Below are 15,182 nucleotides of genomic sequence, written 5' to 3'. Positions count from 1 at the left end.
CGATCCTACATCAGGTAGTACAATCACTTAATTAAATTGCATATTATCATAGGCATAGCTAACCTACAGTGCTTTTCCAAGTGAAAGGCGCTATTTTTATGCCCTCGGCTGCGGCCGGGGGCACTTTTATTCTCGAAAGGAGGAAACATAATGGAACGAATCGACGTGCTGCTCAAAGTAGGCGTAGCGATGGCAGCGGGAACCACATCCTTGCTGTTCGGCGGATGGCCATTGTTGCTGCAAGTATTGGTCATCATCGCGGTAGTAGATTACGCCACTGGCGTGATGGCCGCAGGAACGGAGGGCAAGCTGCGCAGCAGCGTTGGCCTCATCGGCATTGCGCGCAAGGTGTTTATTTTCCTGATTGTCGCGATTGCGCATCAGATCGACACGGTATTGGGGGACCAGCATCTGCTGCGAGATGCGACTATCTTTTTCTATATTGCCAACGAGCTGCTATCGATTATTGAAAACGGGGGGCGGATGGGTGTGCCGCTGCCACCGGCAATTCGTCAAGCGGTCGAGGTGCTGAAAGGCAAAGGAGGAATGAATGATGAGCATCGAGGTTAAGCAGCGCCTTCTGCCTGATGGAAGGCCGAACAAGCCAAGCCGTCCGATGAAGCCGATGTACATTACGGTGCATAATACGGACAACACGGATCCGGGGGCGACGGCGGAGGCGCATGCGCGCTATATTTTGAACGGCAGCGGCGGAGCGCAGAAAAGCTGGCATTACACGGTGGACGATTGCTCCGTATATCAGCATTTACGTGATGACGAGCAGGGGTGGCACGCGGGCGATGGAGCGGGTCCCGGCAATGCGCTATCCATTGGCGTCGAGATATGCATGTACGCTGGGATGGACGAGCCTAAGGCATGGAGCAATGCGGCTCAGCTGATTGCGATGCTGTCGCAGAAGCACGGCATTCCGCTGGAGCGCATCGTGCCGCACCGCCATTGGAGCGGGAAAGCATGCCCCTCCCGCCTCCTGCCGCAGTGGCAGCAGTTCATGGCGCTCGTTGAGCAGTGTCTGCGGGAGCATGAAGCCACAGCCCGCTCTAACGAACCGCACAACGTTCCCGTCCGCCAAGTTCACATCGAGCTGCAAGGAAATGCTGCCTCAACTTCATCGATAGCGATGACAGGCTACCTCATTGACGGCAAAGTGTACGCCCCTGTCCGCGAACTGGCCTCTGGCTGCGGGCGCAAGGTCAAATGGGACGCACAGCAGTTGAAGACCTACGTTATCTAATTACCTCGGGTATACTTGTCCTCCCCGAAGCACATCCTATCTAGATGGGGCGTTGTTGCCCCCTAGCAACTTTTCTTAGCAGACTCAACTTTTCTAACCAGAAGCAACAGGTTTTTGCCGGTTCAAGAGTTGTTTCAGGGGTCAACACTGTTTCTCTAGACCCACACGGAATCGGTCTGTTAAGATAGGGATCCGAAAAAATGTAAATGAAATCATGAACATAAAAAAGTTAACCTTTCAGCTATTGTGAATTGTGAGGGGAAGAAAACTTTTTTATATCCTATATCGTTTTCGGGTAAATGGTGCGGGGAGGGTATAACATGAGCGCAGACGTATATGCGGACATGAAGCAAGGGGAAAAGGGAGCATGGATTAGCATCGCTGCCTATATTGCCTTATCTGCATTGAAGCTGACCATTGGATTCTATTATCAGTCGAAGGCGCTGCAAGCGGATGGTTGGAATAACTTGACCGATATTGTTGCCTCCATGGCTGTTCTCATAGGCTTAAGAATCTCCCAAAAGCCGCCGGATCGCGATCATCCATACGGTCATTTGCGCGCGGAGACGATTGCTGCGCTCATTGCCTCATTTATTATGGCGACTGTCGGCATACAGGTTATCCTGTCCACGATTGGATCCCTATTCAACGGCGAGTCATCGACGCCCAATCCGATTACCGGATGGGTGGCTGTCGTGTGTGGAGCGGTCATGTTCGTCGTGTACCAGTATAATAAGCGGCTGGCGGAACGTATCCGCAATCAAGCCTTGATGGCGGCTGCACAGGATAACCGTTCTGATGCGCTCGTCAGCATCGGGGCGGCGATAGGCATCTTCGGCTCCCAGATTGGGCTGCCTTGGCTTGATCCGTTAGCGGCTTTGTCGGTTGGCGTATTGATTTGCAAAACGGCATGGGATATTTTCCGCGAGACGACACATACGTTAACCGACGGCTTTGATGAAGCGCATCTGGAGCGGCTGCGCAAGACGGTGGCGGGCACGGAAGGCGTGCGGGCTATCCGTGAAGTGAAGGCGCGTCTGCATGGAAGCCTTGTCCTCGTGGATGTGGTCGTGCAGGTCGATCCGAAGCTGAGCCTTATCGAAGGCCATCAAATCTGCGATGATATCGAGCAAAGCATGAAGCGCAAGCACAATATTACGCATGTGCACGTGCATGTGGAGCCGATGGATACGGGAACGGCGACGAATTCGGGAAATCTGCAGGGACGAGCGGCACATTGAGGACCACATCATCATATAGATGAAAATGAAAAGCGTGCAGGAGGCTTCTGATTGCTGTCAGAGCTTCTTGCACGCTTTTTTTGCTGTGGTTGACTTGCCCATGACAAGCTGCGACTTCCGCAGGTTCAGCAATTGCTGCCAGCCATTGAATTTACGAGAGGCGCTTCACAGTGAGCAGCTCTTCCTGTGGCAAAGCCAACGCTTGCTGAGAAAGCTCGAGCTTCAGCTTGTCAAATTGCTCGACATCCTGCGTAGTCATCGCTTTGCTGCGGCCTTTTGCCAAGTAGTCGTAGAACTGAAGCGGAAGGAAGTTGTCCTTCAACGCGACTTCAACAGCTGCGCCTTCTGTGGTCGAGATAACAAAGGCGTAGGACTGGGTGCGATGCGGGTCGTATTGAGCTGCCGGGTAATGGACATCCACCGTGTAAGCCCCGCGTGTAACAGCACGAGTAACGAATTCAAACGCATCGCGAAATCCGGGGCCTGCATGGCCGGATAGGACGCTGAGCATGCTGCGCTGCGGCGGTTCCGTGCCGAACAATTCACGTATGGCGGCTTGCTGCACGCGGAAAGCAACAGCGATAGCCATGAGGGCCAGTCCGCCATGGTATTTTTTAATATCTTCAAAGCTGATTTCGATGTAATCCTTGTTGTCTCTAACTCGAATAACAGACATATGTCTAGCCTCCAAAACGTACGCATCCCAAAAAGGGCGTAGCAAGTATGATTAAGCGTTACAATTCAAAATTAAAGCGTCCTGAGCACATTCGCAAAAAGCGGTCTCGATTTGGGTAAGCGGCTTGCGCTTCCGATGAATGAATCCGTTGCGTCGTTCGATGCGCAAACCGTATACGGGCTTCGTTATGAGCTCGCCTGCATCTAGTGAACCACGTGCGGCATAGTAGGGAATAAAGGCAGAGCCCAATCCAGCCTTAATGGATTCCTTGATCACCTCAAAGCTGCTCATATGGATCGTATCTGGCTGTATCCCCAACTCATAGATCGGAGATAAAATACAATCCTGCAAATAGCTATTTTGCGGCAGCAGCAGCGTTGTGCGGGCAATATCGCGAGCATACAGCATCTTCCGCTCCGCCCATGCATGATCCGGCGGAAGCACGAGCACAAACTCATCTTTAAACAGCACAAAGGAATCAAATTGAGCCTGAACATATTTGTCTTCCTCATAAATAGGCAGGAAAGCCATATTGATTTTTTCCTCCATAAGCATGTTAATTAAATCTGTATATCGATACGTATGGAGTTCAAAATGCTGCTGTGGATAGCTGTGGTGAAACCGCCGCAAAATATCCGGCAGCACGTATACCCCCATATAGTTGCTGGCATATAGCGAAAGCACAGGGCTCGAAAGACCCGCGTTCTTGATGCTCAGCGAAGCCTCATCAAATAGAGCAACCATTTTTTTTGCATACTCGTGCAATACTTCCCCCTGTGGTGTCAAACGCACCGATTTTCCCGAGCGAATCAACAGCGTTGCCTCGAATTGCTCCTCCAACTGTTGAATGTGGCTGGTTACCGTCGGTTGAGAGCAGAAGAGTCGCTTCGCCGTTTCGGAAAAAGACCCGCATTCAGCTAACGTCAAAAAAGTTTCCATTTTATCGAGAACCTTCATGAATGCAGCCTCCTAAGGGGGAATGAGAATAGTAGAGAGTATACTAAATATGATATTGATAATCAATATCAATTAAAACAATAAACCTATCGTTCTTTTTAATACATCTATTAGATTTTAATATGAAAGCGGAATCAAATAAGCTATGCCGCTATTATTCCATATATTACTCCTGTTATTGATATTGATTTTCATTATCAACTAATTTATCTTAAATTTTGTACGTTACAGCTTGAGTCGAGAAAAGGAGTGTTATTTCCATGCGATTTCGCAAAATATCATACTTAGTCTTACTATTAACGGCATTCATTTTACTGTCAGGATGCAGTTCATCGAATACATCTACACCGATAGAAAATGAAAAGGCGCCGCAAACCTCAACAGCAGAGGCGCAGCCTTCAATCCGAATCGGATGGCAGGACAGCGGCTATCCATCGCCGTTTGCTTTCAAGTCGTCAGGCCCGGGCGGGTATTTGCGCAACAGCTTCTTGTTTGACACCTTAACCTGGAAAGACGGCACAGGGGTTATTCCATGGCTCGCTAATTCGTGGAAGGTGTCTGAGGATGGATTGCGGTATACGTTCACGTTGGAGCAGGATGTGAAATGGCATGACGGAACCGCATTGTCCGCAGATGATGTCGTGTTTACATATGAATACGTAAAGGAACACCCGTTTCCATGGACAGGTGACATTAGCCAAATCAAATCTGTGTCCAAAACGGGAGACAGCACGGTTGAGTTTCAGTTGAATAACAAGTACGCTCCATTTTTAAGCGATCTGGTGGGGATCGTGCCGATTATTCCGAAGCATGTATGGGAAAAAGTAAGCGAGCCGATCTCTTATCGCGATCCGTCAGCACTGGTCGGCACAGGTCCATTTACGCTAAAGCAGTATGATGAGAAGTCGGGACAATATTGGTTCAGCGCCAATGATAACTATTTCAAGGGAAGCGTGAACGTAAAGGATGTTGCATACATGGATGCGAAAAACAAAGTGCTGTCCCTGCAGAAAAATGAAATTAATGCGGCATCGACTTTAAACTATCGGGAAGCGGAGCAACTTCAGAAGGAAGGCTTTCATGTTATGAAGAGCGAGCCGGCAGGCAGTGCGGTCCGCGTCGTATTTAACCATAGCCATCCGCAATTAAAGGATAAGCGATTGCGCCAGGCATTGGCATATGCGCTTGATCGTACGGAAATGGCTAGCAAAATTGTGGGCGGGACACCTATTCCGGGCAGCGGTGGGATTATTCCACCGGATTCGCCATGGTACAACGACAGGGTTAAGACCTATGAATATAACACGGCCAAAGCTGAACAAATGCTCGACGAGCTTGGTTACCGCAAAGACGGCAACGGCGTACGCCAAGACTTGAAGCTGAGCCTGATAGTCTCCTCAACTTCCAAAGAAGCGCAAATGATGAAGGAGATGCTGAAAAAGGTCGGTATCGAGTTGAACATTCAACAGGTGGATGGGGCGACGTTCACCTCTGCAATGGGTGAGAACAAATACGATATGGCGCTAACTGGGCATATCGGGTTGAGCGGCGACCCAGACTTCTTAAGACTATGGTTTTTAGGAAAAGCGAGCAATTCATTTGCAGCCAGAGGCAGCTTGTTTGACCATCAACAGTTCCAGCAGCTAGCGCTGGAGCAGCTGCAAGAGCTGGATACTGCGAAACGAAAAGAGATTGTAGGCGAAATGCAAATGATCTTGTCAGAGGAATTGCCGACACTCGTCTTGTATCATCGTCCATTTTATTTCCTTTACAAGGCAGCTGAGTTTGACCGTTGGTTCAACACCTATGGCGGTATAGCGGACGGCATACCGCTATGGGACAACAAGGCGGCATTCATCGATGCGAAGAAGTAAGCACACTGTCACCTATTTGTATGTGCTGTTCTTTGTACTGCTTTTGAATTTTGTTCTCCCTCGGCTGCTGCCGGGGGGGCCTATTGATTTTTTGGAGGGCGGGGAAGACGGCCCTGTTTTTATCTCGGATGCGCAAAAAGTAGCGATGAGGGACTACTATCATCTTGATGAATCGGCATGGATGCAACTTGCGGACTACGTGAAGGGGATATTCACCTTCGATTTCGGGCAGTCGTTTACCTATAAAATGCCAGTCTATGAAGTGATTATGAATCGTCTCCCGTGGACGCTGCTCATCGTTGGCGTGGCAACCGTGTTGTCAATCGTGATCGGCATAGTTGCAGGATTGCTATCTGCATGGCGGCATGCAGGGGATCATGATCGCGGATGGTTTCTCTCTATGATTAGTGTCAGCACGATCCCGGATTTTTTGACAGGGATGTTATTCGTTCTCGGATTTTCGGTGAAATGGGATTGGTTTCCTCTCGGTGGTGCGGCGACGCCTTTTTATACACCTAACGGTTGGTGGGACCTTTTGATAGACGTGTCTTGGCATGCAGTTCTGCCTGTCGTGACCTTGACGGTGGCGAATACGGCCAGCATCTATTTACTGATGCGCAATGAAGCTATCCGGGTGCTGCGCGAGCCGTTTATTGAATTTGCATTAGCCAAAGGTGTGGGCAGCGGCACTATTTTGTACAGACACGTTCTGCGAAACGCCATTCTCCCTATTATAACGATGGTTGTTGTCCGACTTGGCGGGCTGCTGGCCGGATCGGTACTCGTAGAAACCGTATTTTCGTACCCGGGCATCGGTAATTTGTTGCAGGAAGCGATTTTGGCGCGGGATTACCCGCTGCTGCACGGACTTTTTGTGCTGATGACCGTTTTTGTATTGCTGCTCAATATGGCCGCAGATAGGATATACCCGCTGCTTGACCCTCGAATCCAGACAGGAAAGCAGGGGGGAGCGTGATGAACCGATCAAAAAAAGCAGGCAGCGTTATCGTAGCATGTTTTGTTGGATTAGCTCTCGCAGGGCCTCTGCTCGCAGGTGTAGAGCCCTTTGCATTTGATGGCGAACGACTGCTCACTCCATCGAGTGTGAATTGGCTCGGCACCAATGCGCTAGGCCAGGACGTGTTCAGTCAGCTCAGTTACGGGGCACGTACGACGCTCTTAATCGGGCTAGGCGTTGCCGTTCTGAGCACCACGCTAAGTGGTGTGCTTGGACTTATGGCGGGTTATTTCAAAAGGCTTGATCCATTGATTAACGGATTGGCGAATGTGCTGCTTGTGCTGCCTTCTTTGCTCCTTGTACTTATTGTAGCCGCCTTTACATCAGGTGGCGTCTGGCAGTTGATTGTAACGCTTGGCTTGCTTACTTGGCCCGGATATATGAGGCTCATTCGAGCCTCTGTGTTATCGCTGCGTGAGCGGGAATTCGTGAAGGCGTCACAGTTGTTTCATGGAAAGCCAAGCTATATTTTGCGAAAGCACCTGATGCCCTTTATCGTTCCACTCTTGCGAACGAAGTTCATTCTATCGTTCCGTCAGGCGGTGACGATGGAGGCGAGCTTGTCTTTCCTTGGTCTGGGCGATCCGAACCAACCGACCTGGGGAAAAATGCTGGAGCAAGCTTTCCATCAAACCGAAACGTGGATGACAACAGCTTGGCAGTGGACGATTGTACCGCCTATGCTGGCGCTCCTGCTCGTAACGATTGGACTTGCTTTATTAAGCGAAGGCGAGCATCAGCAAGGGAACAGATTGCTGCGTTCCTACAGCCCCAGCAGCAGGGTCAAGCTGCTGCTTGCTTCCAGTGAAATTGCTGCGTCTGTGCCATGTGCGCATTCCAGTGTCAAGGCAGCCGAGCAAACTCAACGTACTGAACATTGTACTGCGACTCATGCTGGATCGGATAACGCGGTTGTGGTTCACGATTTAAGCGTGGTGCACAATGGGCGTACGATTTTGCAGCCGATGTCTTTTTCTATCGCAGCAGGAAGCGTCACGGCTATTATTGGCGAGTCGGGTTCAGGCAAAACGACGCTGGCTCGGGCTGTATACGGCTTGCTTCCGGATGATGTGATGAGTGGAGCGGTGTATATTCGTAGTGGCGGCACAAATGGCTCAAGCGAGACAAGTGGCACAAGTGACACAAGTAACATCTGTGCAACGAATGGGAGCAGTGCTGAACGAGGTATAAACCGCTGGGTCGACGCTGCATTTATTGTTCAGGACCCGCGACTTAGCTTCAATCCACTGTTGACTATTGGTCAACAGTTCATGGAGGCGATGCAGGGGACGGACGCATCAAGCATCACTGTATCGGAGAAACGGCTTGCCGCCAAGCAGGCATTGCGAGAGGTGCAGCTTTCTGATCGGCTGCTGGACAGCTACCCGCATGAATTAAGCGGAGGTATGCTCGGCCGCGCATTACTAGCACTGGCGCTAATTAATAAGCCAAGTCTGCTGATTGCTGATGAGCCGACAGGTGCGCTCGATCCTATCGTGAAGTGGGAGATTCTTAATTTGCTCGTCACTAAGGTTAGAGAGCATGGGATGACGCTGCTGCTGATTACGCATGATCATCAGGCGGCGCTGCGGGTGGCTGACGACATGATGATCATCAAAGATGGTCAGCTGCTGGAGCACGCGCCTGCGGAGCAGTGGCTGCACCATCCTGCAACGAGCTACAGTCGTGAACTGCAGGCGCTTATGCCATCGATAAGACGAAGACATATAAGTGAAGAGTTCAAAAAGGTCGGTTTTCAGCACCGAGAGGGTTGCAGGAACTTGAAGAAGGAGCAGCGGAATGTAGGCCGGACTACATGAGCAGCGGACTTTTTGAACAACCTCTATAAATGAATGAGGTAAGGAGTGCAAGCGATGCTCGAGCTGAAGCATATTTCAAAGCGCTTTGGTCAGTCCAAGCAATTTGCGGTTCAGGACGTATCGTTCTCGATTCCTGAGCATGAGGTATTTGCGTTAGTAGGAGAAAGCGGATCTGGGAAATCGACACTGGCCGAGTTTATTGTCGGATTGCAGCAGCCGACAGAGGGTTCTATTTTCTGGAGAGGAGCTCCAATACAGCTGCAAGCGCACTTGCAGCGCCACGAGCAGTCGCGGCAAGTGCAAATCGTATTTCAAAACCCAGATCGCTCCCTCAATCCGTATTGGAAAATCAAAGACATCATTGCCGAGCCGCTTATTTTGAACAAGTGGACGAAGTTGGCGTCACAACGGAAAGTCGAGGAGCTGCTAGAACGAGTTCGACTGCCTCATGAGCTGTTAGAGAGACTGCCTACCGAATGCTCAGGCGGGCAGAAGCAGCGAATTGCCATTGCGCGTGCATTAGCGCTGGAGCCTGAACTGCTTATTGCCGATGAAATCACATCGGCGCTTGATCCGATAACAGAACGGGACATTTTAAGCTTACTGTCTGAATTGAAGCGGGATCATAACATGTCTTTCTTATTTATTACGCATCGACTTGAAACGATTCGCGGCTTCGCAGATGCTATCGCTGTCATGAAAAACGGCATGCTGCTTGAGATGGGAGCGACAGAGGACGTATTGCAGCATCCCGCTAACGCGTATACCAAATCACTAATAGAAGCTTGTTACGATGACTATGCTTAGGGAGGTTAGTTTATAGCACCATGACGACGCCCATAAAAATTGCTTTTTTAGATTCCTATTCGGACAGTCCCTCACGAGTGTATCGGCATGAATTGTACTGCAATCGGCTAGAGCGCATGTTCTTGTATGATATGACGATTGATAGACTGGCACCATACGGTGCCCTAATTGTGCCTAACAATATAGATGAGGAATTTTTGTATCAACATCGTGATAGTATAGCGCAGTTTTTGGAGCAGGGACGAATTGTTGTTTCTTTTGCCCAACTATTTTTGCCATGGCTGCCCGGAAATAGCTTGTGGATTCGAAGCTCACTAGACACGAATGCACGGACCATACTTGCTCATGATGAGCATCCACTCTTTCGAGGTGTAACGGAGTACGACCTGAATTATCGACGCGGTGTAAAAGGCTTCTTCTCGCGGGGCTATTTCGAGGCGCCTGCACATGCAGAAATTGCGTTATGGGATAATTCGGGTCAGACGGTTGTTTATATTGATCGTCATACGACCAGAGGGACGATTTTGGCAGGTGCAGGTACCGATCTGCTAGCATACGGATTGTCCGACACGACAACAGCTCGAAGAATGGGTCAGCAGTTGTTGGCTTGGATCGATAGAGAGTATAATTTCGTGTTCACAACCTCTATAAGGAGTTAAGACGATGAAGACAGCTATATTATACGGCGGTGTCAGCTACCAGCATTATTTTTTTACGAGAAAGGAAGGAAAGTACCGCCAGCGGTTTACCGATATGATTTACATTTTAGATCTGCATCAAACCGAGCTGCGACAGTACGATTACGTGATTGTGCCTACCCGCTTAAATCAGGATATGCTGTGCGAGCATTCGGAGCAATTCCGTCATTACTTGGATCAGGGAGGACATATCATTAGCTTTGGAGAAATCGAGAAACAGTGGCTTTCTCCTGTTAATTGGAAATTTTACCCGACTAATTTTTACTGGTGGGTCAATCAAGGCGCTGATTTGCCGTTGTATCCGGTCGATGCTGAACATCCGTTATTTCAAAAGATTTCGGTCAATGATGCGAAGTGGCACTATCACGGTGTATTTCGGTTAGAAGCTGGGACGGGAGCGGAGCCTGTCCTCGTTAATGAACTGGGAGAAGCGATTATTTGCGTTGATCGTCAATCGCATAAAGGAAATATGTATATAACGACTTTGGATCCAGACTATCATTTCGGACAAGGTTTTATTCCAAAAGTAGAAACGTTTCTGGATGGCTATCTCGCTTGGATAGAAGAAGATATAATGCAAGGATCACGATTAAATAAATAATTTTCTTAACAATTAACCTGACAGGCTGCCGAGACTTTCTCGACAGCCTTTTATTAACCCACTGTCCAAGCTGAGAAGCCGCATTGCCAAGAACAGTAAAGCATGGCTAAAGGTAAACCGGCCCCCGGTCAATCCCAAAACAATTTCCTAATCCACCATCCATCCCTTACTCCCGATCACCCATAACCTCAGCCACAAAATCATGCGGCTTATCTAAGCACAGCGCAATCTGCTTCATCTGGCGCTTCATGCCGAAGCGGCTCGTCACCGTGACCGGACGGTGGAACTGAAGGATGACGTTCGGCGTGCCGAAGACAGGCACAGCCGTATCGCGCACCAGCTCCTTCGGCAGCGGCTCCTTCGTCATCCACACGCTATTGATGTCCTCGCGTTCCACATCGGCCCAGATCTCATGGGCGAAGCGGATGCGCACGTCCCGATCGGTGACCAGCACCGGGTTCAGCTTCATCAGCCGATAATCTGCAATGAGGGCGAGGATGAAATATACGTTGGACAAGGTTAATATCCATGCCGCGAGCGCCGACCATTGGTGAATGAGAAAATGAAATCCAGCCCCCTCCAAGACAAGCACATGGATGATGCCGATGACGATGACGAGCATGCTGGACTGTTCCAAACCGCTAAAAGCAGCGGCGCGCTCTGGAGCATAAGGTTTTTTCCGCCAGCTGAACAGCGCGTGATAGAAGACTGAGGCTTCGTGTGTAAGCAGTGCGCCCGTCTTCTGCGAGCTTACCGTATCGGCGAAGGCCGAGCGCAGCGCATCCAGCGCGGCTCCGCCTTCCGCAATCGAGTTCCGGTACGACCGCTGCACTCGCACCAATTGATAGAGCACATAAGCAGCCAAACTGATGCCGCACCCCAAGGCTAAGGCGTCGAGGAGCTGCTGCAATTCTGTGCCTACAGGTGGAACGAACAGGCTCATCGCTGCATAGCCAGCCAGTCCTGCTGCAAGTGAACGGACGAAGGCGGCTCTCTTCAGGGAGTCGGCACGGCGAACGCGGAACCAGAAATACAACAAGGGCAGGATGACCATGAAATCCAATGCGATTCCGACCGATAACAGATTCGGAACGGTGGAGGAGGAGAAGGTGAGAAGCAGCGCAACATCCGCCGCAGCTACCAATAGCATAGCCAGTACCGGCCAAAAGACGGGAAAACGCTGTATACGAATCATGGAACACGCTCCTTTTTAGATGAAGATACTTCTATAATATACCACGTGCTCTTGGAAAATTGTGTGAATATTTTCTTTTATATGGTTTTCAATGGTTCTATAGAACTAGATTTAGTTAGAATTTTGTCGAATTTTAAGAGAATAGTCCGATAGCAGCATGAATGAAAGTCTATATATAATAAGGGCAAGCATGATTTGGGATGTCATTACAAATATAGAATTATGATTAAAATAAACTAGTATTTGACATCTTGTTCATATGAACATTAGCTCAATATTCGGTTGCACGTCACAGCAATGTACGAACAACAAGGAGGCTTCTCATGAAGAAAAAATTACTGTTAGGTTTACTAATGTTTACGATGGCAAGTCAGATGATGATGACACCACTGCACGCAGCGCCTGCGCCAGAGGCGAGCACGGATGCTGAAATAACGAGCCAAATTCCGCAATTGGATGAATATTTGATAGAAGAAGGCGATCCGGATAGCGATGACGACAACAGCGGCTTCCTTCTCGATTCGGAAGTGACCTTGATTGATCCGGTTACATTGCAAGCGTCACCTGCGGCTAAGCAGTTGAACGAGCAAAAAACGGGGAAAGTCGTTTACGGCGTTAATTTACGCACAGAACCATCCACCTCTGCCACCATTATTCGGATGGCGAAGAAGGGCGAGCATGTCGTCATTTTGGACAAGCATAATAACAATTGGTACAAGGTTCAGGATCAAAACGGCACCGTCGGGTATATGAGTGCTGATAGCAAATACATAGAAGTGGAGGCTACCCCATCCACAGCGCCTTCTGGTTCAGCGGCAGACGCTTCTGGCGAAGAAACCTATGTTATGGCCGCCGCCTCTTCCAGCAAGTCGGCGAAGATTGAGAAAGTGATTAAGACGGGCAAGAAGTATAAGGGGACACCTTATGAATTCGGTTCGAACCGCAACAATACGAAAACGTTCGATTGTTCCGACTTTGTCAGACATATTTATAAAGAAGCATTGGGCGTCGTGCTTCCGACGGATTCCCGCAAGCAGGGAGCCTGGATTAAGTCTCATTCCACGGCCAAAACTAGCATCAGCCAATTGAAACGAGGAGACTTGATGTTCTTTATGACCTATAAAGGATCGAAAAAATCCAATTATAGCGGCATTAATAAGTCCAAGCAGCGCATCACTCATGTCGGCGTGTACTTGGGCAACGGGCAAATTTTGCATACGTATTCCAAAAAGTCGGGTGGCGTGCGCATCGATAACATCAAGAACACGACGTGGGAACACCGCTTCCTGTTCGGCGGCAGCGTCTTATAGAGTGAACGCCAAAGGTTATTATATCGTTCCTATCATTATCATATTACGTACTCTGGAAGAGGCCCTTATGTGGTCTCTTCCTTCTATTAGAAGAGGAGCGCGAATATCACCAAGCGGCATACGAGAAAGAAGGCTGCACCCGATGAGCGTGTTCTGCTCACGGATACAGCCTCTTCCGTCAATTATTGATATTTGGGAGGCTCGTTCTTCGTCTCATCGATTCTCGGCATCGTGCGGTATTTCTTCGTCTTCGACAGACGGACAGCAATCCACGAGCTGATGGCGCTTAACGGCAGCAGCAGCACGATCGCCGCAATTTTCATCGTGTCATCCTGCGCCAATGCGAACAAAATAACGCATGCCATGAGCGGCAAGTAGTCGATAGAGCGCACGACCACGTGGCGTCGGCCCCATTTACTTTCCGCGGCCCCGAATAATATAAATCCAAGAAAGATGACGGCAATGAACAATCCCTTGCTGCTTATCCAACCGAGCGTCTTGGCGAGCAGCCCAAGCGCAATCAGCACATTGCCCGCAAATCCCATTACTGAAAACATCATTATGCATCCATCCCTTACCTTTACATCGTTACGTGAATAAGATTCGATTATTGCAGCAATTCCAATACGGCTTGGGCGCATTTGTCCGGTTCTCTGAAAATGAGCTGGCCTGATTGCCGCTTCTGGCGCAGCGTCTCATAATGAAGCAGCAAATCATTGAACCATTTCGCTACCGTGTCTTTCGATTCAATGAGCTCTCCAAAACCATGCTCTGTAAAATAGTCGCAATTCTCTTCCTCTTGCCCTGGTATCGGCGCGTAGAACAGCATCGGAATGCCTTTAGTCATCCCTTCCGTGCACGTCATGCCACCGGGCTTCGTCACTAACAGATCGGAAGCATCCATTATTGTTGACACTTCTTGCGTGTATCCAAAAATATGTATGTTCGGATGCCGGTACATCGGATCCTGCTCCATGCGCTGAATCGCCTTCTGATTGCTGCCCATGCAGAACAAAAGCTGCACATGTTCGCACCAAGTCGACATATATTGCAGCAGCTCTTCATCCAGTGCCAATCCCCAACCTCCGCCCATAATCATAACGGTGGGGAGCGGCTTCAGGCCAAGGGTTTGCTGTGCCTCAGCTTGGGGGCAACGCTGCCAGAACTTCGGATGAACAGGAATTCCCGTGACCACGATGCGATCGGAAGCAATCCCGCGCATAAGCAGCTTCTGGCGCACCTCAGGGGCAGAAACAAGATATTGATTCACCTCGGGATTCAACCATGTGCCGTGGGCGTCGTAATCCGTTATCAATGTATATAAAGGAATGTTCAATCCAGAACGCTTAAGACGCGATATGACGATATTGGGAAACGGATGCGTACAGACGACGGCATCCGGGCGCAATTGTTCAACGACATGGGAAGCTTGTGTGTAGAATATGCGATGTAAAGCCAACTGCGTAAATCGGTTCAGCGATTTCTTATATTTTTTGCGATACAAAAGTCCGACCAATTTCGGCTGCGCGCTCACCGTCTTGCGATAAGCGGCAAAAATCAACGGACCTACCGTCGGATTCAGGAACTTGCCCAGTTCAATGACTCGTGTCTGAACATCGGGGGCAAGCTGTCTAATACCAACTGATAAAGCATACGCAGCCTGCGTATGGCCCGTGCCGAAACCTTCGGACAGAAGAAGGATTCTTTTTTTTCGCATGTTCTCACCCATATCC

Annotated in this window: 15 protein-coding genes; 10 read left to right on the top strand and 5 right to left on the bottom strand. The window is 49.5% G+C overall.

What is annotated here, in order from left to right:
- Positions 1-150: 150 nt before the first annotated feature.
- The 3 genes from LQV63_RS06455 to LQV63_RS06445 all read left to right on the top strand — a co-directional run bounded on the left by LQV63_RS06455 (position 151) and on the right by LQV63_RS06445 (position 2,493).
- Entirely contained in the window at positions 151-570 is a 420-nt protein-coding gene (locus LQV63_RS06455) for a phage holin family protein (RefSeq protein WP_233696086.1), read from the top strand.
- Entirely contained in the window at positions 554-1,252 is a 699-nt protein-coding gene (locus LQV63_RS06450) for an N-acetylmuramoyl-L-alanine amidase (RefSeq protein ID WP_233696210.1), read from the top strand. The genes LQV63_RS06455 and LQV63_RS06450 overlap by 17 nt, the downstream gene beginning before the upstream one ends.
- A gap of 320 nt (positions 1,253-1,572) precedes the next feature.
- Positions 1,573-2,493 (top strand): cation diffusion facilitator family transporter, encoded by a 921-nt coding sequence (locus LQV63_RS06445; protein WP_233696085.1) that lies wholly within the window; start codon positions 1,573-1,575, stop codon positions 2,491-2,493.
- A gap of 151 nt (positions 2,494-2,644) precedes the next feature.
- On the opposite strand, the gene LQV63_RS06440 is transcribed toward LQV63_RS06445, so the two are convergent.
- A complete protein-coding gene (locus tag LQV63_RS06440) occupies positions 2,645-3,169 on the bottom strand; it encodes a hypothetical protein (RefSeq protein WP_233696084.1) in 525 nt (174 codons plus the stop codon).
- A gap of 51 nt (positions 3,170-3,220) precedes the next feature.
- The gene (locus LQV63_RS06435) at positions 3,221-4,126 is read right to left on the bottom strand and encodes a LysR family transcriptional regulator (RefSeq protein ID WP_233696083.1); all 906 of its coding nucleotides are present in this window, start codon (positions 4,124-4,126) and stop codon (positions 3,221-3,223) included.
- A gap of 260 nt (positions 4,127-4,386) precedes the next feature.
- On the opposite strand from LQV63_RS06435, the gene LQV63_RS06430 reads away from it, so the two are divergent.
- Genes LQV63_RS06430 through LQV63_RS06405 form a run of 6 tightly spaced genes read left to right on the top strand, consistent with a single transcriptional unit; the run spans position 4,387 to position 10,944 of the window.
- Positions 4,387-6,000 carry an ABC transporter substrate-binding protein gene (locus LQV63_RS06430; RefSeq protein WP_233696082.1) on the top strand — a complete coding sequence of 538 codons (1,614 nt, stop codon included), beginning with the start codon at positions 4,387-4,389 and terminating at the stop codon, positions 5,998-6,000.
- The gene (locus LQV63_RS06425; RefSeq protein ID WP_233696081.1) at positions 5,987-6,976 is read left to right on the top strand and encodes an ABC transporter permease; all 990 of its coding nucleotides are present in this window, start codon (positions 5,987-5,989) and stop codon (positions 6,974-6,976) included. Before LQV63_RS06430 ends, LQV63_RS06425 begins: the two co-directional genes overlap by 14 nt.
- Complete coding sequence (locus LQV63_RS06420) at positions 6,976-8,838, top strand: ATP-binding cassette domain-containing protein (protein WP_233696080.1); 1,863 nt, start codon at positions 6,976-6,978, stop codon at positions 8,836-8,838. Before LQV63_RS06425 ends, LQV63_RS06420 begins: the two co-directional genes overlap by 1 nt.
- A gap of 54 nt (positions 8,839-8,892) precedes the next feature.
- Positions 8,893-9,645, top strand: coding sequence for an ABC transporter ATP-binding protein (locus LQV63_RS06415; protein ID WP_233696079.1), 753 nt, complete (start codon positions 8,893-8,895; stop codon positions 9,643-9,645).
- Between the two features lie 20 nt (positions 9,646-9,665).
- A complete protein-coding gene (locus tag LQV63_RS06410; RefSeq protein ID WP_233696078.1) occupies positions 9,666-10,304 on the top strand; it encodes an aspartate/tyrosine/aromatic aminotransferase in 639 nt (212 codons plus the stop codon).
- A 4-nt stretch (positions 10,305-10,308) separates the two neighbouring features.
- Positions 10,309-10,944, top strand: coding sequence for a hypothetical protein (locus LQV63_RS06405; RefSeq protein WP_233696077.1), 636 nt, complete (start codon positions 10,309-10,311; stop codon positions 10,942-10,944).
- 166 nt (positions 10,945-11,110) lie between these two features.
- Here the strand turns inward: LQV63_RS06405 and LQV63_RS06400 are convergent, their stop codons facing one another.
- On the bottom strand, positions 11,111-12,139 hold the full coding sequence (locus tag LQV63_RS06400) for a hypothetical protein (RefSeq protein WP_233696076.1): 1,029 nt from the start codon (positions 12,137-12,139) through the stop codon (positions 11,111-11,113).
- 323 nt (positions 12,140-12,462) lie between these two features.
- Here LQV63_RS06400 and LQV63_RS06395 point away from each other — a divergent pair, with 323 nt between their 5' ends.
- The gene (locus LQV63_RS06395) at positions 12,463-13,449 is read left to right on the top strand and encodes a C40 family peptidase (RefSeq protein ID WP_233696075.1); all 987 of its coding nucleotides are present in this window, start codon (positions 12,463-12,465) and stop codon (positions 13,447-13,449) included.
- Between the two features lie 182 nt (positions 13,450-13,631).
- Here the strand turns inward: LQV63_RS06395 and LQV63_RS06390 are convergent, their stop codons facing one another.
- Positions 13,632-14,009 carry a permease gene (locus tag LQV63_RS06390; RefSeq protein WP_233696074.1) on the bottom strand — a complete coding sequence of 126 codons (378 nt, stop codon included), beginning with the start codon at positions 14,007-14,009 and terminating at the stop codon, positions 13,632-13,634.
- 47 nt (positions 14,010-14,056) lie between these two features.
- Positions 14,057-15,166, bottom strand: coding sequence for a UDP-N-acetylglucosamine--LPS N-acetylglucosamine transferase (locus LQV63_RS06385; RefSeq protein ID WP_026011182.1), 1,110 nt, complete (start codon positions 15,164-15,166; stop codon positions 14,057-14,059).
- Positions 15,167-15,182 lie beyond the last annotated feature (16 nt).

It is taken from the genome of Paenibacillus profundus, from assembly GCF_021369635.1.
Lineage (GTDB): Bacteria > Bacillota > Bacilli > Paenibacillales > Paenibacillaceae > Paenibacillus_B > Paenibacillus_B profundus.
This window is presented reverse-complemented; position numbering and strand designations above follow the sequence as displayed.

Excerpts from the sequence above, each read along its gene's own strand:
- LQV63_RS06395 (WP_233696075.1), top strand. The coding sequence starts at position 12,463 with ATGAAGAAAAAATTACTGTTAGGTTTACTAATGTTTACGATGGCAAGT.
- LQV63_RS06405 (WP_233696077.1), top strand. The coding sequence starts at position 10,309 with ATGAAGACAGCTATATTATACGGCGGTGTCAGCTACCAGCATTATTTT.
- LQV63_RS06410 (WP_233696078.1), top strand. The coding sequence starts at position 9,666 with ATGACGACGCCCATAAAAATTGCTTTTTTAGATTCCTATTCGGACAGT.
- LQV63_RS06425 (WP_233696081.1), top strand. The coding sequence starts at position 5,987 with ATGCGAAGAAGTAAGCACACTGTCACCTATTTGTATGTGCTGTTCTTT.
- LQV63_RS06430 (WP_233696082.1), top strand. The coding sequence starts at position 4,387 with ATGCGATTTCGCAAAATATCATACTTAGTCTTACTATTAACGGCATTC.
- LQV63_RS06385 (WP_026011182.1), bottom strand. The coding sequence starts at position 15,166 with ATGCGAAAAAAAAGAATCCTTCTTCTGTCCGAAGGTTTCGGCACGGGC.
- LQV63_RS06450 (WP_233696210.1), top strand. The coding sequence starts at position 554 with ATGAGCATCGAGGTTAAGCAGCGCCTTCTGCCTGATGGAAGGCCGAAC.
- LQV63_RS06420 (WP_233696080.1), top strand. The coding sequence starts at position 6,976 with ATGAACCGATCAAAAAAAGCAGGCAGCGTTATCGTAGCATGTTTTGTT.
- LQV63_RS06435 (WP_233696083.1), bottom strand. The coding sequence starts at position 4,126 with ATGAAGGTTCTCGATAAAATGGAAACTTTTTTGACGTTAGCTGAATGC.
- LQV63_RS06415 (WP_233696079.1), top strand. The coding sequence starts at position 8,893 with ATGCTCGAGCTGAAGCATATTTCAAAGCGCTTTGGTCAGTCCAAGCAA.
- LQV63_RS06440 (WP_233696084.1), bottom strand. The coding sequence starts at position 3,169 with ATGTCTGTTATTCGAGTTAGAGACAACAAGGATTACATCGAAATCAGC.
- LQV63_RS06400 (WP_233696076.1), bottom strand. The coding sequence starts at position 12,139 with ATGATTCGTATACAGCGTTTTCCCGTCTTTTGGCCGGTACTGGCTATG.
- LQV63_RS06390 (WP_233696074.1), bottom strand. The coding sequence starts at position 14,009 with ATGATGTTTTCAGTAATGGGATTTGCGGGCAATGTGCTGATTGCGCTT.
- LQV63_RS06445 (WP_233696085.1), top strand. The coding sequence starts at position 1,573 with ATGAGCGCAGACGTATATGCGGACATGAAGCAAGGGGAAAAGGGAGCA.
- LQV63_RS06455 (WP_233696086.1), top strand. The coding sequence starts at position 151 with ATGGAACGAATCGACGTGCTGCTCAAAGTAGGCGTAGCGATGGCAGCG.